Source organism: Neomelitea salexigens DSM 19753 (genome assembly GCF_000422345.1).
Classification (GTDB): domain Bacteria; phylum Pseudomonadota; class Gammaproteobacteria; order Pseudomonadales; family Spongiibacteraceae; genus Spongiibacter; species Spongiibacter marinus_A.
This window is the reverse complement of record NZ_AULP01000001.1, coordinates 198114-221194: the sequence shown is the minus strand read 5'-3', so window position 1 is coordinate 221194 and position 23081 is coordinate 198114. Positions and strand designations below refer to the sequence as shown.

The window sequence follows — 23081 nt, the reverse complement described above, 5'->3', positions numbered from 1 at the left end:
AGCATTAATAAAGCGAAAAGGCTCGCGTTACATTACTAGCTTCACTCGATCACTTTCGCAGGTCATGGCCGCGCCTACCTCGGTCTCGGCCAAGCTGACACCGAGCGCATCCAACAGCTGATTAATAATGGCTGTCAGCAGTGGGGAAAGCGTAGATGTGATAATAGCTTCAACTGCGTCAGTCAGTGCATTAGCCGCTGAGCCTACAAGGAAGAGGAGTCCACCGAGTGTGTTCCCGGTAATACCATCGCCGCTGTTGGTAGGGGCGTAGAACTCTAGATTTAAGCCCAGCAAATCGCCCTCCAAGTTATCTACGAGGCTTTGGGTGTCGACGCTTTGATAGGCCTCATCTATTGGATCTACACCGAACTCGGGTAGGTAGTCATCGGATGGGTTGTTGGCGAAATTCAGAGTTTCTGAGCCCGCGAGCAAATCGGAGTCTAAACTCAGGCCCAACCCGCCTCCAGTGAAGGCGTCCCGCTCGGCGGCACTGGGATCACCATCCCAAGCGCTGCCGTCCCAGTATTCAGTCCAGCAAATCAGCAATAGGGTGCACTGGTAGCGTACCCGCTTGGTACCGATATCGAGTATCGGAATGGGCTCCACATTTGGTGAGGCTTCATCAAAAGCGTTAGTAGCCGCATCATTCATATCGCTACCCAGGCTGCCGGCAAGTACGCTTACGGCGGAGCTATTTGCGAGGGCATCCAGCGCTTTGTCTTCGCCGTCGCAATCGTAATCGGTTACGCGACCGTCCCCGCTGCCTGCCTCAAGAAGGATATCCAGTCTCGGCGAGCTTAGCACTTCTATATCTAAAAGGTCTCTCTGGATGTCACAGTAAACCACGCAACTCAGCCCCTGTAGTACACCGAGTATATCCAGTGACAACAAGCTGCTGACTGTGCCAGCGATCCCGTTTAGTAAAGGGTTGTCATTGACGAGGCTTAGCAGCGTATTAAGGGTGGTGCCGACAATTGGCAGGTCTAGCGATATAAATGTGCGTACTTGGGCTGATCTGACAAATATCGCATCTGCGCCGTATGGGGCATCTGTTGCTAGCTTTGGGTTGCCGGTGGCCATGAGTCTTGGGGGGTCGGTCACTTGCAGTTTTACAGTGGCGCCGGCTAAGCCGAGAAGGTTTATGGGTATGTCGGCGGCGATCGCAGATTTGCTGTTAGCCAGTTGAATGGTGCCTTGAACAAGTTGCATTGCCTGAAGGCCAATGTCTAGCGCGGCGTCGGGTGCTCCGGTTTGCACCTCAAGCAGCTCACCGAGCGATATCAGGGGAGTGGCCCCAGGGATAGCTAAGACAAGATCACGAAATGCGCTAACCGCCGCTGTATTCCCCCCCAATTCCAGCACATCTGCGCCGACGTCGAGTAGATCTCCCAGGCTAACGTCGGCGTTAAGTACGCTATCGTAGTCTCCTGCGGAGATGCCGAGATCAACGGCCAGAGCATCAAGGTAGCTCAGCAAATTGAGGTTTGTGTCCAGTAGCCCGTCCCACTGCGCGACACTGAGGTTGAGGGTCGTGCCTAACAAGCCGCCTAAGACGCCGTTGAGCAGGGCAGATTGACTTGAGTCGACGTTGAGCAAATTGCTACGCAAATGTAGCGATGCGACGGGTTGGCAAGCTTCTGCAGCGCCTTGCGCTTCAATAGTGATGGTTTGGTTGCCGCCGGGTACCACACTGCCGAAAAGAGATGCACGTATCGTTCGCGTCAGCGTGACCTGTACCGCCTTCCCATCGGCGCTTGCGGTAAATTGTTTGACACTACCACCGTTGCCGTCATCAGCGCTCGTGATCTCACCAAGCACAACCGCAATACCACCCGCATCGCCACGAAAATTATTGCGCTCACTAGCCAATGCCGCCTGGGCGGCCGCAAATAGGCCGTCATCATCTAGCGATTGGTCGCGGCAATAGGTCAATGACGTTTCCAGGGCCGCTAGGTCAGCTTGCCTTTGCAGGGTGCGCTTCTCCAGAAAAAGCCTGCCAGTATCGACTGAGAGCGCAAGAAAAGCAGTTATCGCCAACATTAACGCAGCTAAGGTCAGCGTCATTACCCCTCGCTGTTGCGAAGGCGCTGGCTGGCGAATGAAGTGGCGGACGGCACTCATTACTATTCCGTTTTAAAGTCTGTGTCGATAAATGACACGGGAATCGGGCGGTCAAAGCTTTCGGTATAGCGTTTATAGCTTAACGCGCGTGAAGCGCCGTTCTGCTTCTGAGGAATATCCGAGGCTATTTCTCCAGAGCGTTGAGCGGCTAAGGCTCGCGTTGTTGCGGTGTCGCGGCTAATGTCATAGCTGGGCTCGCCCGCGGTGACCGCACAGCTAAAGGCGAGTGATGAAAGTATCAATAGTCGATTCTTCATACATTAATTCCCTATTTAACAATGGCGCGTTTGGCGACAGTGGGCTCGGTGAAATGGTTTGCTTTTTCAAGGAGCTGATTAAATTCTGCACTATTAATATCGTTGTTCTGAGCGAGGCGCAGTGCGGTTCGGGTGTCACCATCAAGTATTAGGCTGATAATCATGTTACGCATAGCTACCGGATGACCATTTTTCAGTTGTAATGCGGTCATAAACTCTCGTTGGGCTGCCTTGAAGTCTCGCATTGCCAGAAGAATAAAGCCGTAGTCGTTGCGAACATCTGCGCTGGTAGGGGCGAGGTGTCTGGCTTTCAACATGTGCTGATGGGCAATTGCCAGATCGCCACGGGTGGCAAGTATCTTCGCCATGCCAGCGTGGCCGGCAGCGGTCATGCAGGTCAGGCTGAGGTCTCTGTAGTTGTCGTAGGCTTCACTCAGCATCCCCGTCTTACGTTGTGCTTCGGCGGTCAACCAAAGGGCCCGAGGACTATCACTGTCATCTTGCTCGAGGTGCGCTTGTGCAGAGAAGTAACTGCCTTCTGACAATAACTGCTCAACAAGATCTAGTTTTACCCGCTGGGTTTGGCTCAATGAGGCGCCACAATCTCCACGGTGTTGCGATACTTGTGAAGGCGCTGAGGCGCATGCCGATAACAGCAGTGACGCCAGCATCAGCGGCAGAAAGCGTCGAATACACCCGTTGTTTATTAACGTACTCATCATCCACCCAGCTCGTTAAGCGCTTGCACCATGGAGAAAAAGCTAGGGCCCGCTGCAAGTAATACTAAAGCGGGAAATAAAAACAGCATCATCACCAATGACATTTTTCCCGATATCTTATTAACCTGTTCTTGTAAGCTAAGCCGCCGACGGTTTTGTAAGAGCAAGTAGAGTTCATCAAGGGACTTATCGATACTACCGCCAGTAATGGACTGTTGGCGGATTACAATCAGGTACTCTTTGAAGCCCTCTGCACTGCAGCTATTGATAAGCTCGTAAAGGGCCTCTTCTTGACTCTGCCCCGACTCAATTTTATTTGCTGCCAGGGAAAGCTCCTTGGCGCAGTTGGGCGATAATTCCGACAGTTGCTCGCAAATAATGCCTAGGGTTTTGGGTAAAGACAGGCCGACACGCCATAGCATGCGCGTGGTCTGAATTAACATCATGGTTTCTTTTTCTAAGGCGTTTTGTCGCTCGTCTGCTTGGTTTTTTAGAATGAGGTAGGCCAGTACAACACTGCCAATCACCGTCGCTCCGGTGATGGCCAAGACTTGCCCGATAGCCAGCCCTTTAAACAAACTCACGGCGGCGGCAATCACGCCTAAAACTATGCAAGCGATCAAGGTCAATGAAATCGCTTTGATCTGCTGTGCGCTGGTAAATAGTCCCGCGCGGCGTAGCAGCTGAGAGAGCGAGGCAATATGGGTGTTTTCCTCGCGAAGCATTCGCCAGGTGTCATGGCGCCCAAACTCTATTTTAGTGTTCTCGCTGGCATCACTATTAATGTGTGCGGTAGCCAGAAGGATTACTGGTGCGGTGCATAATATTAATGCGCCGATAATGAAAAAATAATGTTGCGCTTCCATGTCTATTGCCTATGACTCTATTGAGTTAACCATGCGCCACAGTACGAATACGCCCAGTATTTCCATTACCGCGGAGATGATAAATAGGGACTTACCACTGCTTTGGGACCACACCTCCAGCATCATGTCCGGGTTGATGCTAAACATGTATACGGCGATACCTGGCGGCAGCAGAGCAAGTACTGTCGCTGTGAAACGTGTTTCTCCTGTCATTGCGGCTAGTTCACGCTTGCCAGCCTCATCCATTCGCAAAATACCCACGATATCGTCCAGAATAGAGCGAATACTCCCGCCGTATTGTTCGTTGATGCGCAGGGCCGTCGCAATTACGTTGAATTCGTGCAGCTTCGTCACGCCAGCTTCACGACTGAAAGCTTGGTGAAGGTCGTAGCCCAGGTGTACCCGTCTGACTACTCGCCGCATGACGGTGCCCAAGGGACGCTCCAGGGTTTCAACTGAGTCTGCGAAGGCATTTTCTACAGATATACCCGCCGAAAGCCTACGGGTAACTTGGTTGATAAAAGAGGGCAGTTGCTCGAGCATCTTCGCCCGACGTTTGCTGCCGACAAATTTTATGCTGAGAAACGCGACGGCATAGCCAGTTAAAATGCTGATGGCAGCGATACTAATCGGCAGTAATGCAATGCACAGAATCGTCATTGCTGCGAGGCTGGCAATGACGCTGTAGATCACGACAGCTGGCAGTTCTACGCCATTGGCGGCTAGGTAATTAGTAATGAACTCTGGCACGGGGTCTTTGCGTTCGACCTCGGCGATTTCGACCTCTGCCGGTGCTTCGACATTGACCAACAGCATGAGCACAAAGGCCAGGCCAATCATTAGTGCCACCAGGGCTATCCAAAACATCACGGCGACCCCGGCATTACGTCGTTGAGCAGGGGAACATTTTGCTCACTGGGGTTTCTTGCGAGATTGCCGCCAGCATCCAGTGCGAATAGCTCGCGTAGTTGCAGTCCGTTCGCCGTATTCGTGAGTTTGCATATTTGCATTACACAGCGATGCCCATTTGATTGGCGGCCGATATGAACGATCATGTCCAATGCGCTGCCAATCATTTTGAGAATTAACTCGCTTGAGCCTTTGAACCCCGACATCCCAACCATCATTTCCAGTCTAGTGATCGCGTCGCTAGCTGAGTTGGCATGCACGGTAGTCATCGAGCCATTGTGGCCGGTATTCATGGCTTGCAACATGTCCACGACCTCTCCACCGCGGCTTTCACCGACAATAATTCGGTCTGGGCGCATGCGAAGGGCATTTTTGACAAGCTCTCCCGGTGTGACTTGGCCAACACCTTCATTGTTTTCCGGTCGGGTCTCCAAGCGCACCACGTGACTGTTGCGCAACTGGAGTTCTGCAGCGTCCTCAATGGTTACGATCCGCTCGGTTGCCGGAATATACTGGCTCAGAATGTTAAGCAAAGTGGTCTTACCGGAACCGGTCGCCCCGCTAATTAAGATATTGCGCCTTTTAGCAACCGACTCACTGAGAAAGTCCAGTGCGTCTTTGGTTATCGACCCACCAGCCAGGAGTTCTTCGGCGGTCAGAGGGTCCTTGCGAAATTTGCGGATGGACAGACAAGGGCCATCTAGCGCGAGCGGCGGAACAATGGCGTTAATACGGCTACCATCTGCCAGTCGGCCATCGACGATGGGGCTGGACTCATCAATGCGACGCCCCAATGGCGATATCATGCGCCGAATAACCCGAAGCACATGACGGTCGTCTAGAAAACGCATCGAAGATTGTTCTAGTACGCCGCGACGTTCGACAAAGATGCGCCGCGGACCATTGATCAAGATGTCATTGATATCGGGGTCGTCGAGAAGAACTTGTAGGGGGCCAAAACCCACAATTTCGTCTAGCAGTTCTTTCTCTAGATTATCGAATTTTTCGCGGCCGATATTTACCTCGTAAATACGACAGTACTGGCGTATATAGGCACCAATCGCTTCTTCTAACTTTTTTGAGTCATCGTCGTAGATGATATTGTCATCTTCGATACGGTCTATAACAAAGCGGTGAAGGGCGGCTTTGAGCGTTTCATAATCGTCGACTTGTTCCCGCTTAGTTTCAGGTGTTCTCCGGTCGATCAGCCTCATCACTGGACTCCCTTATTAATCGGCGAATCCGACATCGGATTTCTGCGCCTTTTTCGCTGCTCGCTTGCTGGACTTATCCAGGTCGCGAAACAGCATATCGGTAAATGAGGGGACGTAGTGCTTGTAGGTTTCTCCGGGCAGTTCTGGCAGCTCCGCGTCCTTGGCGATGGGGTTTACCAAGTGGGGAGTGACAATCATGATCAGCTCCTTGTCTTCCTGTGAAAACCGTGTAGAGCGGAATAGGGCGCCCAATATAGGAATATCTCCCAGGCCGGGCAGCCGGTCGGCATTGGTAAAGGTGTTTCTGCTTACCAAACCACTGATAATGAAGCTCTCCCCGGGAGCGAGCTGGATCGAGGTGTCAGTGCGCCTCACACGCAGAGAGGGAACGGAAACGCCGCTGGCTTGCACGCCGTTGGTAAAGTCCAGGTCACTGACCTCCGGGGCAACTTTTAGCATGATGCTATTTTCACTAAGTACGGTTGGTGTTAAGTGCAGCCGCACACCAAACTCTTTGTATTCAATTTGAATTTGGCCATCGCGGTTCGACGCTGGGTAGGGGAATTCCCCACCCGCCAAAAAAGTTGCTGTTTGCCCGGACATACTTACCAGCGTTGGTTGAGCCAGTGTGTAGGCGTAACCGTTTCGAGCAAGGGCGTTAATAGCTGCACTAAAACCATCTTTTACATGACCCACTAGTATTGAGGAGGCATCCGCGCCTGTTGGTGTAATGCCCAACAATGCACCGAGTGGCCCATTGCCCTCTAATAGCGGAAGCAATCCAGATCCGCCGGTTGCGATCGATGTATCGCCACCGACGTAGGACAGCGCGGTCCCAATTTGCTTGAGTTGAGATCGGCTGAATTCAACAATGCGAATATCTGTTTGCACCTGCATGGAGCCGCGCAGGACGGTGTTGTCCAAAACATTGGGGCCACTTGATGTGAGTAGTTGCTGATGTTGTTGTAAGGACCGAGTCTCGCCCTGCAAGCTGATGTAGGGGCCACTGCTGTCTACCGCAATGCCGTCGCGCGTACTGGGTGACAAACTGGGTACGACCTCTATGCGAAACTCCGTTGGCTGCCTGCCGCCCTGCCAAAGCAACAGCGAGGTTGCTCCAAGTTGTTTTGCAGTCAGAAGAAATTCTCTTGAATTGAGTACTTTAAGTGACGCAACGTCCGGGCGCCCAATGGCGCTCCTCTTTACGCTGTATTTGGTACTCAGCATTTGCTGCTCACCTAGTTCCAGTCGCAGGGTCTTGTAGGGCTCCGCATGCAGGCTGGTGACTAGCCCTAACAGCAAAGCAATTAAAAATCCCTGTTTCATGATAGATGCTCCATATCGAACCAGTGGTTGCTGCATTAGTTTCGTACTCGAATTGTCTCGACTTTATCGCCGCTATACATATAAATCGATTTTGGCGGTGGGGCGGGTTTAAAGCCCGTCACTTCTCGCATCAAGGTCGCTTTGTCTTCGTTTTCTTTGGGCGTTTCACCGGATGCGATCATCTCCTCGCGCGCTAGGCGGTCAGCTTCACCGATCGCCACCAATCGAAGACCCCCGGCGTTCTCAGCTAACACAAGGCGGTTTACCTCGTCTGTCGGCACTTCCAGCACCGCGGAGCGACTGCGTTTTCCGCCATCCTTGTTGTTCGCTTTTTTACTGCTTTCGTTAGTAACCGGCTGTGGCTTTTCGCCCTCGACCTCGTCGCCAAACGCGATCAGACGAATATTGCGTAATACGCGTCGCGACAAACTGCGGTCGTTGGTCTCTTTTGTTGCACGGCTATTAAAGATGACGTCAACAAAATCCCCGGGCTTTAAGAACCCTCCGGTGCCGATAACCTCATCAACTTTAACGGCAACGGCGCGGTGACCTGGCTGAATTTGCTCAGCTAATTTGCTATCGGATTCGAAATCGCTGTCACGAATCACCGAGCCTTTTAGAATGTCTTGTTTACTTCGCTTGTTAACTAGCTCTGAGACCGTTGCAAAGCTGCCCTCGACCTTGATTGCGTAAGGAACTTGCATCAGCTCCTCTTCGGTCAGGGTTTCCCCCTTGGCGATGTCTCTAGTTGCAATGACTAGCTTTTGAGCATACGTATAGGAGTCGGCCTGCGTTGCCACAGTCTGCCGCTGTTGGTCACGAATGGCATCTTGTTGGCTAATTCGATAACCAATGATACCCATGATAACTGCGCTGATAATTAGCAGTGCAGCGATGATCTTGAGAGTCCTTGCTTGCATCGGTATATCCCTTGAATGCATCTAAGATGAAGTTATCGTTTTACACCGTCGCTATATTTTAGTTTAGCGTCTCTTTCCCTGATGTTAGGTGGTGTGACGTTGTGCTGATATTGTGGCACCTACGTATAGTTTCCTGGTCGCGACCACTACATGCGCAGACTGGAGCGGCTGACTACCGGGTCGGGCAGGTTGGGAATGCTGCCGATAATAGGTAGGTTTATGTTGTCCAAAATGGGTGAAGCGCTGAGCCTCACCGTGCACAGCATCGTTGCATCGCAGCTGAAGAAATCGTCTCCGGCCGTTGCTGCATTGACGAGGTCTGCGGAGAACCAGGTAAGTGAATTCTGAACTTGCGCCGTAACGACAGGCTCTAGCTCTGCCTCCGTGCATATCGCTGCAGCACAGTCGGTAGCTAGCGCTGCCCTGAGGGCATCCTCGCCCGCATAGGCAAAACTCTGCAGCAGTAGAAAATACATACCATAGGCCATTACTGCATAGCTTAGAGCGAAAAATACCGGGAATAGAATGGCGAATTCAATGGCGACCACACCACTCTGGCGCGAATTATTTGTAGTATTTGGCGCCCCGGCCATCATGTTTTCCTCGCGGTGTGTCATAACGAAAATGGAAAGCGTGGCGTGAGTGGGAGCATTGCTGCGCCCAGGCTCACCGCAGTGCCGATCGGGAGTCCGCGCGCTCGATGGTTATCATGCCGCTTACTTTTTTCGATGAGAATCATGATGAATGACAGCATCAGAGTACCCGAGGCGAAGACAAAGAGTAACGTCGTCGGCGGCCAGAGCGGAGAGAGGGCCATCAGCAGCTTGACGTCGCCCGCTCCCATGTTGTTCGAAAGGTAGCCTGGCAGTGTAATAGTAAGGGCGAGCACAATATTCACCACCCATTGATAGGCGCTGATGCCACTACTGCCGATAAAAATGCTCAGCGATGCTATAAACAGCGCCAGATTTAGGGCGTTGGGGATTCTCCGTGATGACCAATCAACATATGCCAAGATTGCAAGTAGCAGAATGATGACAATGGCCATAACACGGGGAATTCCTTTTTCGCCGCCAATTTCAATAATGCGTCTAGGCTGCGTCGATATCTGCGTTGATGTCAGTGAAGATGCCGCCAAGGTCCAGCAAGCCAATCGCTGCGATGATGACGCCGATCAGTACGGCAGCCATAATTGCGTATTCGATGGCGCTCGCACCGCGCTCGTCATCGCGGAATTTAGCCAGGGAACCCGAAAAAATCTGCATCAACAATACTTGAATTTGCACTAACATAGTTACACTCCATGGTAAGAGAAAGCGGTCGAGTCTAATAACGCCCTGTTGACCGTGTTGTTACTTTGCTATTTGCACAGATTAAAAAAAATAAGTATTTGCCGTAGGGGCGAGCATCTACCCCCAGTTAGGATAGTAGAAATTGAGCGACATAGGTATACGAAAGAAAGCGATGGACTTGTTGGCCCGGCGGGAGCACAGCCGTAAGGAGCTGGCGTCCAAGTTGGCGCAGCGCTTTCCCAGTTGTGATGCGGACATTGCGATAGTTGTGGAGCGCTTGGCCCTTGAGCGGCTGCAAAGTGATCAACGTTTTGCCGAGAGCTATCTGCGTATGAGAGCAAATAGTGGCTTTGGCCCCTCGCGTATTCGCATGGAACTGCGCGACCGCGGTGTTTCAGAGACGGTTATCGATGAGGCGTTTACCGATGGCGGTTTCGACTGGTTCGAGCAATTGCAGGGTGTTTACCAAAAAAAATATGCCGATGTTCCACCCAAAGATCGGCGGGAGCTGGCCAAACGGCAGCGATTTCTTCATCATCGTGGCTTCGACGCAGAGTCCATCCGGCGCGTTTGCAGAATTGCATAACTATGTTGCACCGAGAAGTGCTTTGTTTGGGACAGATTCAGTGAAAGGAATAATGAATGTTGATTCGCTCTATCTCGATTCTTTTTCTCAGCACATGGGTGCTTGTGATGCCGACTCAGGCGGCAGAGGCTCTTAGCAGTGCCAGCATCGCTGCCTTGGCGGACAAGCTGGAGCTCACCAGCCAGCAACGCGAGCAGGTCAATAAGTTGATTGTCCGCTATGCGGCAAAAGCAGCCGAGTTACAAAAAGAAAGTGTCGCACTTAGACAAGATATGCAGCTGCAGCCGTTACCAGAAATGACGCGCAGTACGATTGCTGCCATGAGTCAACGGGCGGGCTCTGTTGCAGCCCGCCACACGGGGTCAATTCTCCAGACGCAAATGGAGTTTTACGGCCTGCTTACGCCCTCCCAACAGGCAGAGTATCGAAGACTGCGCAAAGCTGGCCAAGAAAAAACCGGTGTCTCTGCGGCGCAGTGAGACGCAGTGGTCGCTGAAATCACGGTTTGTACCTAGATAGCGTCTACGCCAGCTAACGTAGTATTCGCAAGGATAGCGAGCTGCAATGGGCAGTCAATCAATGGAGCTGTGAGTATGCGACAGGGTTTATTAGCCTCTCTGTTTATCTGTTTTTCCCTTGTCGCCTGCGGTGGAGGTGGTGGGGGAGGCTCCGATCGCGACGACGCGCCTTCCTATCGCATCGCACCAGGCGAAGCGTCGGTGATAACGTTCGATGACACCGCGCGTTTAGAGCTGGCGTCGACCAGCGCAGCGCAAGCCCTGTCTATTTCTGTAGAAGTGAATGTCGCCGCAGAGCAGACGCAGTATCAGCTGCAGCCCACGGGAACACAGCTGCTAACGCCCGCTAGGTTATTCTTACCCCTGCCGGAAAACTCCAAAAATCAACGCTATAGCGTGGCCAGAAATGTTGACGGCCAGTGGCGGCCGCTATTGAGCTCCGTGCAGAGCGAGGCGGGTGTCACTGCCAGTATCACCCAGTTCGGTGACTATCGCTTGGTTCCCACTGAAGCTCCCGGGGTGGCTCGCGTGATCAACGGCAACTGCGAAGCACAAGCCGACGAACAATCGCTGCGCTTTATTCATGTAGCTGACCTGCATGCACGCTATGGTGGCCCCGAGAAGCTTTTTAGTCGTATCAAGGCCTACCACCGACAGGCGCTCGAAGAGCAGCCTTATACGGTATTCAGTAACGGCGGAGACGATTTTGAAAAGGGCAGCGTCGCTGAGTTGTTATCGGCGGGAGCCGCGACGGTTGAGGTCACAAAGGCCATGGCGTTTGATGTACGCGTCATTGGCAATCACGATTTTGCCTGGGGGGCGGACACGCTACTTGACCACGCCCAGGACCCAATCGCACAGGTGATTGCCAGTAACAGTGAATACCGAGGCGGTAGTGCAGAGAGTTTTGGCGCGCAGGGCTTTGCGGTACTTCAGGTAGGCTGCTTGAAGGTCGGCTTCTTTGGCATGAGTTCGGGGCCGTGGAATGAGCTTGATGAGCCCCTTGAGACGGCGCCGATTCCGGATTTCGTCCCTGACTTTAAAATGAATTGGCACTTGCAGCATATTGCCGAAGGGGTGGTCAGCCAGTATCGGGAGCACGTGGATGTTTTAGTGATGCTCAGCCACCTTGGTGCCAGTGCGGATCGTGAGATCCTACTCGCCAATCCAGGGATAGACCTCGCCCTTGGCGGACACAGCCATTTGGGTACCGAGTTTGAACAGTTGGCGTCGGGCAATATACTGATCCAGCCAGACTTTTTCGCCGATGGTCTGAGTGACGTGACGCTTCGCTACCGCCTGTCGGATAAACGTCTCCTCGACGCCAGTGTTGACGAAATTCAGGTGCGTGATATCGCTGAGCCCGATGCTGCAACACAGCAGGTTATTGACGGCATTGTGCAAAAATACAGCCCCGATGCGCATGTCGAAATCGCCTTGGCTGAAGACCAGCCAAGTGCGCAACAATTAACCGCTCTGGCAGCCAAAGCGGCGCTATATCATCACGGGGCTGATGCCGCATTGCTCGACCCTTCTCAGGTTATCGAGCGCTGGCTGCCTGGGACGGTAACTGCAACCGAATTTCATCGTGCGCTACCCGTTGAGCGACAGCCCGCAGATACGCCAGGGTTTAAGGCATTCTATGAAGTTAGTGTATCCGCCGCGGAATTGGCTGAGATGCGTGCGGCGCAGCCAAGTTGGGTGTTTGTCTCGTCGGAGGCAGCCGAGACAGATCCCATCAAGCTGGTGCTGTATAAAAGTGCCGCGTGGAATTTGCCGCTTTTCTTCCCCAATTTAGCTGACCGTTCAGCAACCTACCTGTCCGAAAGTTGGGCAAGCCTGGATGCGTATGCGCGCCAGCGCAGCAGTGATTGCCTGTATCTGGATATCGATAAAACACTGAGTCGCTGTCAACCAGACACCGTTACCACTACGTGGCAGTTCCATAGCGGTGAGCAGCCCTTGCGAGAAGACGCTGGGCCCTCGCGCCTGAGCTACCTTAACGTTGCCACACAAGCGGATACCCAATTCGGTCTGCCGGCAGACTTTGGTCTGCCTGAATTAGCGGGTGGAGACTCGGTGGTGATGGCATTTGATGCCTACAGTCCCGAGCAGGGGCTGAAACTGCAGGCCAACGTCCCCGCCAATGGCGACCTTGCCGCGCAAGGAAAATTATCGGATTACTCGCTCGTTATGGACATTTTATGGCCAGAGGCCAGTGATGGCTTCTGGCGCGCCATTATGCAGACTGCGCCTAATAACGATGATGACGCAGACATATTCTTCGAAGCCAGCGCCAGTGGCGGTGTGGGCATTGCCAGTGCCGGTTCCGGGTACTTTGGCGAGTTCCGTCCCGGAAAATGGCATCGCCTCGGCTTGGTCTTTTATGCCGGTGGCGACGGCGGTAGCTTCAAGGCCTACCTCGACGGTGAGCTAATCGGCGCCAAGGCGGGGGGAGATATCGGTGAACGCTGGGCGATAGTCAATGAGCTATTACTGCTGACTGATAACTCCTTTGAAACGGAAAAGGGTTACATGAATGCGCTGCTGTTCTCGGGGCGTGCACTGAGCGACAGCGAGCTCAATGACTTGGGCGCCGCCAAACAAAATCTGCGCCTGCAGCCCAATGCTCAGCAGCTACAGCAGCGCATACAGCGCCACCTTCACCACTGATAGAGTAGGTGACACTGCAACGGGCGCTACAGTTGCCGTTGCTCAAAGCCTTCCGCTGACAGCCAGCTGTCAAGGTTTTGGGCCGTTGCGCTATTACTGATTACCGCAATGCTGGGCGCCACGCCCTTCAGGTACTCTCGGGTCACCCGCTGTAAATCGTCGCCAGTCACCGCAAGTACGCGGTTTCGGAATGTGCGGCGGTCATCAATGCTGCGGCCAAAAATACGGCTGTGAAAATCCTGCTTTGCCTCGCCTGCGGGCGAGCCAGGTTTGTCGATATTGCTGACAACGCCCAGTATCGCTTGCTCCAGGGCGTCGCTGCTCACCGGCGTGTCCAGCATCCAATCAATGGCTTGGCTGAAATCGTTTAGCGTTTCTTGCAAGCGTGGATCGCGGTAGGAATAAAAGCGGAAGGCCGCGATATTGGAGTCCTGCGATGCACCGCCGCCATAGGCGCCGCCCTGTTCGCGAATGCTGCGATGCAAGATGCCGTTGCGAAGATACACTGCAAGCACGCTCAATATCGCGGCGTCCGGGTGGCCCGAGGGAACGGTGGGGTAGGCGCTGGCGCAGAAGTTGACCTGGGAGTTAGCAGACCAAAATTCACGACGTGCTTCACGGCAGGTGTCGGTGTGCATTAGCGCGTTGCCATCGCCCTGGAAATTATCCCAGACCGATGCCAGCTCTGAGCGATGAGCATTGAACCCCTGTTCTTCAGCAACGACTAACAGCTGCCGGTTGGCAGACAGCACTTTCTGGTGAATGGCCGCTAATCCCTCAGCCAAGGCTGCTTTGCCGCTCGCTGTCTCAGCCGCATCGCTCAGCTGTCGAAGCTGCAGAATGCCATCTAAACCGGACATCTTTTGGCTAATTCTTGCAACGGGGCTCATCCCCGAAGAGGCTGCTGCCATGGCCAGCGCGTGCCCGTTTCCGGTGATTGAAGACTCTCGTCGCGCCTTCATGTGGGCGAGCATATCGTAGATTCGTTCATGTTCGTCAAAGCGCACCTGCTCCAGTGTGTCGCGCATGAGCGTTGCTTGCGCCTGGCAATTACGTAGCAAGGCCTTCGACGACAGTACTAAGTACGCCTGCTGCTGCTGTTCATCGTTTATGCCGCCGCGCATACTGGTGTAAGCCGAGATGCCGCCACAGATCGCGGCTTGGTGGGCTTGTACTTCTATGTAGCTGCGCTCGCCCAGGCCGAGCTCGGTGACGGTTTGGGTGTAGAGGGGGAGTAAGCCGAGCTCGTCATCGCTGAGATGCGGCATTTCGATTAACAACTGCTGGTAAATCAAACCATTGGTGCCGCGGTTGTAATAGCAGTAGGGCAGGTTGCCGAAATGTGCGTCGGTATAGGGCAGCTCGGGGAGGTCTTGGGCGACATCTGCCAAGCCGACTCGGGGCAAGATGCTCTCGTCTTCTTGCAGGGTTTGTCGCTCAGCCAAGGCTTCTGCCTGATCGATAATCGCCTGCTTCTCTGCGTCGCTGAGCGAGGCTTGGATTGTGGCTAGTCGGTGTTGTTCAGCGTCTTCGGCGCGCTGTTGATACTGTCGGTCAGGACTGAAAACCAGGGTGACGCGATGAGGGTTATCAATCAGCTGCTGCAGCAAGCGGGGGAGGTAATCCGCATCTGCAATTTTCTCACGCAGGCGTGCAAGCGCCGGGTCAAGGTCTAAGACATCAACGGGATTGCCGCGGTGGGTGGCTGCTCCCAAACTATTCAAGATCAGTTGCAGGCCATAGGGGTAGCCGTCGCCACTGATCTCTCGTTGTTGCAGCTCCAGCTGGTGAAGGACTGATTCAACTTGGTCGGCGTCGACGCCCTCCTTGATTAAGCCGCGGAGGGTGTCTAGCACCAGAGCTTCTACGGCATCGCGGTGCTCGATCTCACTACCTTCCAGTCCGCAGGCAAACACCATCTCACGCATTGAATCCTCTAAACCACACATCGGCGACGGGGAGCTCCCCAGGTCGCTGGTTTCAAGCGCGTGTAACAGTGGGCTGGAGCTGTTATCCAATAATATTCCGGCAAGAAGTTGCGCCTCTAGCAGGCTATCAAGGTCGGTGCTATTGCCCAGTAGCCAGGACAACACGATATGGGTCTTGCCCTTGGGGTCTTCCGCCGCTGGCAGCGGGTAGGACTCTTGCACGCGAATGGGGGCGTGGTAGCGTTTCTCATCCTCCACTGCAATGTGTTTATCCAAGGGGGTAAAGCGCTTGAGGGCCAATTCTTCAAAGCGCGCTTGGTGCTCGGCGGCAGAAATATCGCCGTAGGTCATAAAAATGGCGTTGCTGGGATGGTAATGGCTTTCGTAAAAGCTCTTTAACTCTTCGTAGCTGAGGTCTGGAATGGCCTCCGGGTCGCCCCCGCTGTTGTGGTGATAGGTGGCGGTGGGAAATAAATACTTACACAGCGTGTGCCAGAGCCTGCTTGGTATCGAGCTCATGGCCCCCTTCATTTCATTGAAAACCACACCTTTAAATTGAAGCGCGGAGTCGGGGTTGCCGCGCTCGCTAAACTCTAGCCGGTGACCCTCTTGGGCGAAGTCTAAGGGGTGCAGGCGGGAGAAGAAGACGGCATCCAAATAGACCTGTAATAAGTTATCAAAGTCTTTCCGATTGCTGCTGGCAAAGGGGTAGGCTGTCCAGTCAGAACTGGTAAACGCGTTCATAAAGCTGTTTAGCGAGCGGCGAATCATCATAAAAAACGGGTCGCGCACCGGGTATTTTTCGCTGCCACACAGCGCCGTGTGTTCCAAGATATGGGCGACGCCCTTCGAGTCGTTAGGGACGGTGCGCAGTGCAACAAGGAACACATTTTCTTTATTGTCAGCGTCGATATGGTAGTGGCTGGCGCCGGTTTCTATGTGCCGGTATTCGCAAAGGGTGACGCCGAGTGCGTCGATTGATTTACTGCTGAGCAATTCAAAAGCAGGGTGGGCGGCACGTGGTTGGGTAGCAGTCATAGAATCCTGTCTTGAGCGATTAAACGTTTCAGGGAGACTAGCATTTTTAGCGGGCTTTTGCGGCGGTTTTTGCCGCCTCCAATGCGGGAAGCGTAAAGCGAATTCGGTAGATCTTGGGCCAGAGTTTACCCGTCACCAGCCAGGTATTGTCGCGGGCATCATAGGCGATACCGTTGAGCACCGCTTCCTCATGGAGGCCCTCTGGAATGAGTGCACTCAAGTCTAGTTGTGAAACAACCTCACCTGAGCGTGCATCAATGACAAGGAGATAGGGCTGCTTCCATTGATTGGCGAGGATATAGTCGCCATGGCACTCCAATTCGTTGAGGTGCTGATAGTTACCGGGACCAGTAACGGTGAGCGTGTCCACCAATGAAAAGTCGCCGGTTCGGCGCCACTGTATTTCGTCGCTGCCGTTAGACATTGCAAATAAGTCGCGGCGCGAGTGATAGCAAATGCCCCAACCCTGACCCCTGTACGTGTGGCGGCGCAATAGCGCAAACCGCTCGGGGTCTATCTCCAGTAATTGACCAGCGCGCCATGTGAGCAGGTAAAGTCGGCCTCTGTGAAAGGTTAAGCCCTCTGCGAATAGCGATTTGTCCAGGGTGACGCCCCGCAGGGTTCCAGTACTTTCTTCAGCATCAGTCCTCCCTTCTGGAAAGGGGCGTGCAATCACTTTTGAGCGGCCATAAAGACCGCTGCTCTCAAAAAGCTGGCCGTGAAACAGTTCCAGCCCCTGTGTGAAGAGCGCTGTTGAATGAGGGTAGTGCCCTACAACTTCGTAAGGAAGCGTATTAGCCGCCGCGCGCAGTGGCAATACGACGACCACAAGAGCGATAAGCGTGTATAAGCGGTACATCACTATTGTCAGCGTTCACAGTGTTTGCATAATCTCCTACTATGCCATTTCGCTGTTAGCCGCGCACCACTGACGTGCAGATGAGGGACGCCGTGGCTAAGCAAGGATTTGGAGGGCACCCAGGGCTATGAACACCGACGACATTATCTGGCAATTGTCAGCGAAGGAAGCTATTCGCGACTTGGTACTGCGCTACTGCCGGGCCATTGACCGCAAAGACTACGCCGCTTTGGCAGAGCTATATCACCGTGATGCTACTGAGGACCACGGCGCCATGTTCCGCGGCGCAGCGAGCGATTATGTTCAATGGTTACCAGAGCAATTATCGCTGATGATGACGGTGCACGCGGTAATGAATCACCTGATTGTGGTTGACGGCGGGCGCGCCGAGGGCGAAGTGTATTGCCAGGCTTATCACCGTTATCCCGGTGCCTCGGGTGACGAAGAGCTGCTGGTGGGTGGGCGGTATTTGGATCGCTATATTTACTGTGAAGGCCGGTGGCAGTTTAGTCACCGCGAAATTGTCACCGACTGGAATGAATGCCGCCCTAGCCGTTGCGACTTTTCAGGCCCCATGTTTGCCGGTACGGCCCAGGGGGCTGAGCTGTCTCGCGATCCATCCGCGGACTGGTTTGGTCAATGAACCGCTCGGTAATGGTCTCTACAACGAGCGGCTTATATGGAGGGCATTGTGTTTCCGGTGTAGGTAACGCGGGCGTGATCACCAGAAAAATCAATCATCTCAACAGCAGCCACCGTGAAACGGCTCGCTGATATTTTCCACTCTCCATCGACACGTTGGTATTCATCATCGTAGTGTCCTGACAACTGAATGCGCGTTTTGTCCTGGGTGTTGATGCTCAGAAAACGCAGGCCGATGTGCCCTGTTGCTAGGTTTTCCGAGAGGATGCGGATAACGGGGTTTTGGGCGTGGTGCATGTCGATAATGTGGGGGTGGCAGCCGAGCTCTTCAAAGACGTTTACAAAAGCTTCGCGGCTGTCAAAGTGCCCGATATGGCCGAAGTCGATGTCGATCTTTCCTGCAACAAAGCACTCAATAACATCCTCGGGGCGCTTGGCATCACAGGCGTTGAGGTAGCGATATTTCAGTGCAGAAATTGCTGAAATATCCTCGAGTTCGCGCAGACGTTTTTCCAGGGCAGTGTAGTCGCTCACGCAGGCTCCTATGGTGTGTTAGCAGATGGAGGCAGCCTAGCGTTTACTGCGCATTAAGTCACGAATGATAAAACGCGCCGGCGACAAACTTTCGCATAACTGCTTGGGCAGTGGCCGGCTCTCATTGCATAGATAGGCGGCAAGCAGTTCGGCGGCAAGAGGGGTCGACGTTAGGCCCCGCGAGCCATGGGCGACATTCACATAGCAATTGCGCAAATAGCGCCCGGGCTGATCGATGGCGCGGCGAGCATCTTTGCGCAACGCGGCGTAATCATTGTCGAAGGCTTCAATATCAGGCAGGGCGCCTACGATGGGCGCGTAATCCGGGCTGGCGCAGCGCAGCGCGGCGCGGCCGCCAATCGCTTCGCTGCCAGGCTTTAGCAGCTTCGGGCTAAGGCCGGCGAGTGTGTTGAGGTTATAGGCGTGGTCTTCAGTCGTTATTTCGCTGTTGGTGTTGTGAAGATCAAAGCTGGCGCCAATGCAGAGTTGTTGATTATGTTCGGGGGCGACATAGCCTTTGTGGCACACCACGCACCGGGGCGAGGTCTGAACATCCTGCTGTCGAAAATAGCTAATTTGACCGCGAATTTTACGCAGCGGTAAGAACTCGCTCTGTGAAAACTGTGTTGCGTCGTGGCTATTGGCAATCACAACGGCGTCACCCTCGGCAATTGGATTTGGCCCGCTGCCAATGATCTGCCAGCGGTCTCCATAGTCAACCAGCGATAGCGCCTCACTGTTGGTCAATAGCTCAATGTTGGGGTGGGCAATGCGCTCCTTGCAAACACTCGGCGGCGATAGCCAGCCCGCGGCGGGATAGAAAATACCGTCTTGGCGTATATCAATACCGCTTAATGCAGAAGCCTGATCGCGATCCACAAACTTCAGCCAGTTGTGTTCGGTCAGTTGTTGCTGCAAGCGCTTAAACAACGCCTCCTCGCGTGGCGAATTGGCGAGCTGAAGCACACCGCAAAACTCACCATCAATGGCATCGGAATTGCTTGCAATACGATGGTAGTGGTGTAAGGCATAGAGGAAGCTATGCAGAGTAAACACGTTGAGTAAGCCGGGTTCCGGCGATAATTTGGTATAGAGCATGCCCTGGGGGTTGCCGGATGCCTCCTCAGCAGGGTGGGCCCGGCGCTCAATAAGGGTGACCTTGAGTCCTCGCTCTGCCAGTGCGCGGGCGGTGCTGCAGCCAGCTAAACCGGCACCAACCACCACCACTGAGTGCACGCTTGCGGTCGCGGCAGGCTGATGCCACGGCAGGCGGCTCGGTGGCAAAGCGGCCAGGGTGTCGGGCTGCGCGGCGGTAAAGTGCCCGATAAGCATGTCGCGTTTGCGGCCAAAGCCCTTGGTTTTGGTCACGGTAAAGCCGCGCTCCCGCAGGCCACGTTTGACTATGCCGGCAGCGGTAAAGGTCGCAAAGCTTGCATTGGGCTTGCTCAGGCGGGCCATGGCGTCAAAAAGGCCCGCTTGCCACATGTCCGGGTTGGCGGAGGGGGCAAAGCCGTCTAAAAACCATGCATCAACGGGGCGCGGTGACGAGTCGGGGTGAGTGCCAATACTATCGATCAGTGAGGGCAGGGTATCGGCAATGTCGCCAAACAGCAGGTCTATGTGGGGTCCTCTTTCACCGAGTGAACGGCGATGGTGTCCAGGTATCAAAGGGGGATAATTGTGCTGTAGAATCGCCGCCAATGACGCTAGGCTTGGCCAGTGCTGATGAGCTTTGGTGAGGTCGCCACTGTTAAGCGGGTGCTTTTCGCAGGAAATATAGTGCAGGGTCCAGGAGTCGGGCGCACATTGTTGCCATAATTGCCATGCCAGTAAAAAGTTGAGGCCGGTACCAAAACCGGTTTCGCAGATGGTAAAGCGCCCGGCTTGGTTGGCATCTAAGGCCCTCCAGCGTTCTGCCAGCTGGTTGCCGTCAAGAAAAACATAGCGGCTTTCTGCACGGCCATCATCGCGGGAAAAATACACATCACCGAAGTCGCTGGCGCAGGGAATGCCGTCTTGCCAGTCGAGCTCGGCAGGTTGGAGATAATAAGGATTGTTGTGGTCGTTCAATGACAGGCCTGTAAACGCTATGAGAGAGGCAAAGGGTATTGTAACAGGCAAAATTGCGTCGGCTGTAATGCTGATCGTATTTGCTGTCGTGGGGATATTCCCAGGCCTGCCCGCGCAGGCGAGCGCCGTTGACCTCGAGTCAAAAAGTATTACGCTGGCGCTCGCTACTGAACCGCCCACATTGCACAGTGCGAGAGCGACAGATACGATCGCGAGCTTCGTTATCTCCCATATGATGGAGGGGCTGCTGCGCTACGGCGAAAACGGTGAGCTGGTGGGCGGGGTGGCCGAACGCTGGCAAATCGACGAAAACGGGGCGCGGTTTTGGCTGCGTGAGAACGCGACGTGGAGTGACGGCCAGGCGGTTACCGCTCAGGATTTTGTTTTTGCGTGGCAATATGCCCTGCGTCCGGAAACCGCCTCCCAGTATGCGTTTATCTTTTATCCGATTAAAGGTGCTCGCGCCGTAAACGAAGGCCTTGCACCGCCGGATTCACTGGGTGTCCGGGCTGTCTCCCGCACCGAGTTGTATGTCGAGTTTGCCCAGCCGTGCCCTTACTTCCTAAGCCTCACGGCCTTCATGAGTTATATGCCGCTGCGCCAGGACGTTGTAGAGCACTGGGGGCGCCGTTATGCCGCCGACGCCGATAAAATGCTCTACAACGGGCCTTTTACCCTCACCAAATGGGTGCACGGCGCGCATTTAACCCTCGAGAAAAATCCGCATTACTGGGACAAATCGTCGCTGCGGATCTCTCGCATCGACATGCCCTATATCACCGCAGACCCCGGTGCACAGTTTAATTTGTTTCGAGATGGGCAGATTGCACTGGCCAATCTAGATACCGGTTTGTTGGATGAGGCGGTTAAGCGCGGCTACGACATTCAGCACTTTCACAGTGGCTCGCTGTTCTTTCTCGAGTTTAATTTTCGCGCGGGCAGGATTACAGCGAACAGAAGCTTCCGTAAGGCGATTCAGTATCTGCTGGACCCAGCTGTACTCGTCAATAAAGTGATTGGCCTGCCGGGCGTGCTGCCGGCGTATTCGCTTTTTCCGGTCACAGTGCGCGGCCAGCGACAGGCTTTTCGTCAGGAATATCCGGTGAGGAGGCTGCGGCAAGACCTGGCTGTGGCGCGCCAGTATCTGGATCAAGCAAAAAGGGAGCTGGGCCTTGAGGTTTTCCCGCCGCTTATGCTGCTCGCTGGAGACAGCCCTCGCGCCGTGCAAGAGGCTGAGTATTACCAGTACCTCCTCAAGCGCGGCTTGGGCCTGGACCTGCGCATTGATCAGCAGGTATTCAAACAGCGCATAGAAAAAATGCGCCGCGGCGATTTTGACATCGTGGTTGCCGCCTGGGGCCCAGATTACGACGATATTATGACCTTTGCCGATTTGTTTGCGTCGTGGAATGACAATAACCGAGGTCGGTACAGCCACCCGGAATATGATCGCTTGGTGCGCTTTGCTCAAAACAGCGCCAGTGCTTCCCAGCGATTTGCCGCGATGGCTGTATTGCAGGACTTGGTGGTTGATGATGTTCCCATTTTGCCCACCTACGAGAATGCCATGCTGTATGTTCAGCACCCTCAGTTAAAGGGCGTTCGTCGTTCCGTTTTTGGTGGTGACCCCAATTTTCGCGATGCCTGGATTGAGCCCTGAATGATGATCAAGTTTGTATTGCATCGGCTCTTATGGGGCGCGATAACGGTTTGGTTCATTGCAACGGCGACGTTCTTTGCCATGCATGCGGTCCCGGGTGACCCGTTGATCCAGGACAAAGCGATGTCGCCGGCAGTTCGCGCGCAGTTGGAAGCGCGTTACGGACTAGATAAGCCGCTGAGTCAGCAGTACTTCACCTTCATGGGTAATATGTTGAGCGGCGACTTCGGTATCTCCTTTACTCAGGAGAATCGCCGTGTGAACGACATAATACGCGAGCACTTTCCCGTGTCGGCAACCTTGGGAATCGCTGCCATTGCTATTGCATTAGTGGGTGGGGTTTTTGCAGGCAGCATCGCCGCGCATTATCGCGGCCAATGGCCTGATAAGTTAGTAATGTTCATGGTGGTTGCAGCGATTTCTGTGCCGGGGTTTGTGATAGCCGGTTTGGCTCAATTAATTATCGTCAGGCTCAACGCCGCGGCCGAGAGTACGGTATTGCCGGTGGCGGGGTGGGGAGGTGTCAACCATGTTTGGGTCCCGGCTCTGGTGCTCGGGCTGGGTACCCTGGCATATTTAAGCCGCTTGAGCCGTGCGGCCATGCTCGAGGTACTAAGCAGCGACTATATATTAGCGGCGCGAGCACGGGGCATCAGTGGTATATCACTCTTCTTTCGCTATCAGCTGCGCAATGCCCTGTTACCGGTAGTGACTGAACTCGGTCCAGCGGTTGCAGCGATAACGACCGGCGGGTTTGTGGTTGAGCTGATTTTTGCCATACCCGGCTTGGGACGCTATTTCGTGCAGGCCGTGCAACAGCTGGACTACACCGTCATTATGGGAACCACGGTATTTTATGGCGCCTTTCTGGTGGTGATTGTGGTGCTTGTCGACATCAGTTACGGCTTGATCGACCCTCGCATTCGTTTATCGGCGGGGCGAAGTTAAC

Annotated in this window: 21 protein-coding genes; 6 read left to right on the top strand and 15 right to left on the bottom strand. The window is 54.1% G+C overall.

From position 1 onward, the window contains the following. Nucleotides 1-27: 27 nt before the first annotated feature. The 11 genes from H573_RS0101050 to H573_RS16490 form a co-directional block, all read right to left on the bottom strand. Nucleotides 28-2121 carry a TadG family pilus assembly protein gene (locus tag H573_RS0101050; RefSeq protein ID WP_084497830.1) on the bottom strand — a complete coding sequence of 698 codons (2094 nt, stop codon included), beginning with the start codon at nucleotides 2119-2121 and terminating at the stop codon, nucleotides 28-30. Between the two features lie 2 nt (nucleotides 2122-2123). Beyond that, entirely contained in the window at nucleotides 2124-2378 is a 255-nt protein-coding gene (locus H573_RS16520; RefSeq protein WP_036255427.1) for a DUF3613 domain-containing protein, read from the bottom strand. A gap of 11 nt (nucleotides 2379-2389) precedes the next feature. Further along, complete coding sequence (locus H573_RS0101040) at nucleotides 2390-3097, bottom strand: hypothetical protein (RefSeq protein WP_027872649.1); 708 nt, start codon at nucleotides 3095-3097, stop codon at nucleotides 2390-2392. Next, the gene (locus H573_RS0101035; protein WP_027872648.1) at nucleotides 3097-3963 is read right to left on the bottom strand and encodes a type II secretion system F family protein; all 867 of its coding nucleotides are present in this window, start codon (nucleotides 3961-3963) and stop codon (nucleotides 3097-3099) included. Before H573_RS0101035 ends, H573_RS0101040 begins: the two co-directional genes overlap by 1 nt. Nucleotides 3964-3972: 9 nt before the next feature. Continuing rightward, nucleotides 3973-4830: a type II secretion system F family protein gene (locus H573_RS18720; protein WP_051170801.1), complete on the bottom strand. Its 858-nt coding sequence runs from the start codon at nucleotides 4828-4830 to the stop codon at nucleotides 3973-3975. Continuing rightward, on the bottom strand, nucleotides 4830-6086 hold the full coding sequence (locus tag H573_RS16510) for a TadA family conjugal transfer-associated ATPase (RefSeq protein WP_084497828.1): 1257 nt from the start codon (nucleotides 6084-6086) through the stop codon (nucleotides 4830-4832). The genes H573_RS18720 and H573_RS16510 overlap by 1 nt, the downstream gene beginning before the upstream one ends. 15 nt (nucleotides 6087-6101) lie before the next feature. After that, on the bottom strand, nucleotides 6102-7412 hold the full coding sequence (locus H573_RS16505) for a type II and III secretion system protein family protein (RefSeq protein ID WP_051170798.1): 1311 nt from the start codon (nucleotides 7410-7412) through the stop codon (nucleotides 6102-6104). Between the two features lie 35 nt (nucleotides 7413-7447). Beyond that, nucleotides 7448-8332, bottom strand: a complete 885-nt coding sequence (gene cpaB, locus H573_RS18715) for a Flp pilus assembly protein CpaB (RefSeq protein WP_161624220.1) — start codon at nucleotides 8330-8332, stop codon at nucleotides 7448-7450. 146 nt (nucleotides 8333-8478) lie between these two features. Beyond that, nucleotides 8479-8925, bottom strand: a complete 447-nt coding sequence (locus H573_RS0101010) for a TadE/TadG family type IV pilus assembly protein (RefSeq protein WP_161624219.1) — start codon at nucleotides 8923-8925, stop codon at nucleotides 8479-8481. 20 nt (nucleotides 8926-8945) lie between these two features. Beyond that, nucleotides 8946-9380: a prepilin peptidase gene (locus H573_RS18710; RefSeq protein ID WP_051170797.1), complete on the bottom strand. Its 435-nt coding sequence runs from the start codon at nucleotides 9378-9380 to the stop codon at nucleotides 8946-8948. 43 nt (nucleotides 9381-9423) lie between these two features. Beyond that, complete coding sequence (locus tag H573_RS16490; RefSeq protein ID WP_036255425.1) at nucleotides 9424-9624, bottom strand: Flp family type IVb pilin; 201 nt, start codon at nucleotides 9622-9624, stop codon at nucleotides 9424-9426. Between the two features lie 142 nt (nucleotides 9625-9766). Here H573_RS16490 and H573_RS0100995 point away from each other — a divergent pair, with 142 nt between their 5' ends. The 3 genes from H573_RS0100995 (at nucleotide 9767) to H573_RS16485 (ending at nucleotide 13401) form a co-directional block, all read left to right on the top strand. Next, complete coding sequence (locus H573_RS0100995) at nucleotides 9767-10210, top strand: regulatory protein RecX (protein ID WP_027872645.1); 444 nt, start codon at nucleotides 9767-9769, stop codon at nucleotides 10208-10210. A 56-nt stretch (nucleotides 10211-10266) separates the two neighbouring features. After that, a complete protein-coding gene (locus H573_RS0100990) occupies nucleotides 10267-10689 on the top strand; it encodes a Spy/CpxP family protein refolding chaperone (protein WP_027872644.1) in 423 nt (140 codons plus the stop codon). A gap of 114 nt (nucleotides 10690-10803) precedes the next feature. Continuing rightward, a complete protein-coding gene (locus H573_RS16485) occupies nucleotides 10804-13401 on the top strand; it encodes a metallophosphoesterase (protein WP_051170793.1) in 2598 nt (865 codons plus the stop codon). A 26-nt stretch (nucleotides 13402-13427) separates the two neighbouring features. Here H573_RS16485 and H573_RS0100980 read toward each other — a convergent pair whose 3' ends face one another. Together H573_RS0100980 and H573_RS16480 are read right to left on the bottom strand one after the other, a co-directional pair. Further along, nucleotides 13428-16367, bottom strand: a complete 2940-nt coding sequence (locus tag H573_RS0100980) for an insulinase family protein (RefSeq protein WP_027872643.1) — start codon at nucleotides 16365-16367, stop codon at nucleotides 13428-13430. Between the two features lie 46 nt (nucleotides 16368-16413). After that, nucleotides 16414-17226 (bottom strand): glutaminyl-peptide cyclotransferase, encoded by an 813-nt coding sequence (locus H573_RS16480; RefSeq protein WP_051170792.1) that lies wholly within the window; start codon nucleotides 17224-17226, stop codon nucleotides 16414-16416. A 127-nt stretch (nucleotides 17227-17353) separates the two neighbouring features. Here H573_RS16480 and H573_RS16475 point away from each other — a divergent pair, with 127 nt between their 5' ends. Next, nucleotides 17354-17869: a nuclear transport factor 2 family protein gene (locus H573_RS16475; RefSeq protein ID WP_051170790.1), complete on the top strand. Its 516-nt coding sequence runs from the start codon at nucleotides 17354-17356 to the stop codon at nucleotides 17867-17869. Between the two features lie 32 nt (nucleotides 17870-17901). Here H573_RS16475 and H573_RS16470 read toward each other — a convergent pair whose 3' ends face one another. Together H573_RS16470 and mnmC are read right to left on the bottom strand one after the other, a co-directional pair. Next, complete coding sequence (locus tag H573_RS16470) at nucleotides 17902-18402, bottom strand: nuclear transport factor 2 family protein (protein WP_051170788.1); 501 nt, start codon at nucleotides 18400-18402, stop codon at nucleotides 17902-17904. A gap of 36 nt (nucleotides 18403-18438) precedes the next feature. Next, nucleotides 18439-20472: a bifunctional tRNA (5-methylaminomethyl-2-thiouridine)(34)-methyltransferase MnmC2/FAD-dependent 5-carboxymethylaminomethyl-2-thiouridine(34) oxidoreductase MnmC1 gene (gene mnmC / locus H573_RS0100960; RefSeq protein ID WP_027872642.1), complete on the bottom strand. Its 2034-nt coding sequence runs from the start codon at nucleotides 20470-20472 to the stop codon at nucleotides 18439-18441. Between the two features lie 19 nt (nucleotides 20473-20491). Between mnmC and H573_RS0100955 the strand changes: the two genes are divergently transcribed. Then, the gene (locus H573_RS0100955; protein ID WP_027872641.1) at nucleotides 20492-22132 is read left to right on the top strand and encodes a peptide ABC transporter substrate-binding protein; all 1641 of its coding nucleotides are present in this window, start codon (nucleotides 20492-20494) and stop codon (nucleotides 22130-22132) included. After that, entirely contained in the window at nucleotides 22133-23080 is a 948-nt protein-coding gene (locus H573_RS0100950) for an ABC transporter permease (protein WP_234701816.1), read from the top strand. Nucleotide 23081 lies beyond the last annotated feature (1 nt).

What these genes read in the sequence shown, in the direction of transcription:
- H573_RS0101050 (WP_084497830.1), bottom strand. Translation starts at nt 2,121, where the DNA reads ATGAGTGCCGTCCGCCACTTCATTCGCCAGCCAGCGCCTTCGCAACAG.
- H573_RS16520 (WP_036255427.1), bottom strand. Translation starts at nt 2,378, where the DNA reads ATGAAGAATCGACTATTGATACTTTCATCACTCGCCTTTAGCTGTGCG.
- H573_RS0101040 (WP_027872649.1), bottom strand. Translation starts at nt 3,097, where the DNA reads ATGAGTACGTTAATAAACAACGGGTGTATTCGACGCTTTCTGCCGCTG.
- H573_RS0101035 (WP_027872648.1), bottom strand. Translation starts at nt 3,963, where the DNA reads ATGGAAGCGCAACATTATTTTTTCATTATCGGCGCATTAATATTATGC.
- H573_RS18720 (WP_051170801.1), bottom strand. Translation starts at nt 4,830, where the DNA reads ATGTTTTGGATAGCCCTGGTGGCACTAATGATTGGCCTGGCCTTTGTG.
- H573_RS16510 (WP_084497828.1), bottom strand. Translation starts at nt 6,086, where the DNA reads ATGAGGCTGATCGACCGGAGAACACCTGAAACTAAGCGGGAACAAGTC.
- H573_RS16505 (WP_051170798.1), bottom strand. Translation starts at nt 7,412, where the DNA reads ATGAAACAGGGATTTTTAATTGCTTTGCTGTTAGGGCTAGTCACCAGC.
- cpaB (WP_161624220.1), bottom strand. Translation starts at nt 8,332, where the DNA reads ATGCAAGCAAGGACTCTCAAGATCATCGCTGCACTGCTAATTATCAGC.
- H573_RS0101010 (WP_161624219.1), bottom strand. Translation starts at nt 8,925, where the DNA reads ATGGCCGGGGCGCCAAATACTACAAATAATTCGCGCCAGAGTGGTGTG.
- H573_RS18710 (WP_051170797.1), bottom strand. Translation starts at nt 9,380, where the DNA reads ATGGCCATTGTCATCATTCTGCTACTTGCAATCTTGGCATATGTTGAT.
- H573_RS16490 (WP_036255425.1), bottom strand. Translation starts at nt 9,624, where the DNA reads ATGTTAGTGCAAATTCAAGTATTGTTGATGCAGATTTTTTCGGGTTCC.
- H573_RS0100990 (WP_027872644.1), top strand. Translation starts at nt 10,267, where the DNA reads ATGTTGATTCGCTCTATCTCGATTCTTTTTCTCAGCACATGGGTGCTT.
- H573_RS16485 (WP_051170793.1), top strand. Translation starts at nt 10,804, where the DNA reads ATGCGACAGGGTTTATTAGCCTCTCTGTTTATCTGTTTTTCCCTTGTC.
- H573_RS0100980 (WP_027872643.1), bottom strand. Translation starts at nt 16,367, where the DNA reads ATGACTGCTACCCAACCACGTGCCGCCCACCCTGCTTTTGAATTGCTC.
- H573_RS16480 (WP_051170792.1), bottom strand. Translation starts at nt 17,226, where the DNA reads ATGTACCGCTTATACACGCTTATCGCTCTTGTGGTCGTCGTATTGCCA.
- H573_RS16475 (WP_051170790.1), top strand. Translation starts at nt 17,354, where the DNA reads ATGAACACCGACGACATTATCTGGCAATTGTCAGCGAAGGAAGCTATT.
- H573_RS0100955 (WP_027872641.1), top strand. Translation starts at nt 20,492, where the DNA reads ATGAGAGAGGCAAAGGGTATTGTAACAGGCAAAATTGCGTCGGCTGTA.
- H573_RS0100950 (WP_234701816.1), top strand. Translation starts at nt 22,133, where the DNA reads ATGATGATCAAGTTTGTATTGCATCGGCTCTTATGGGGCGCGATAACG.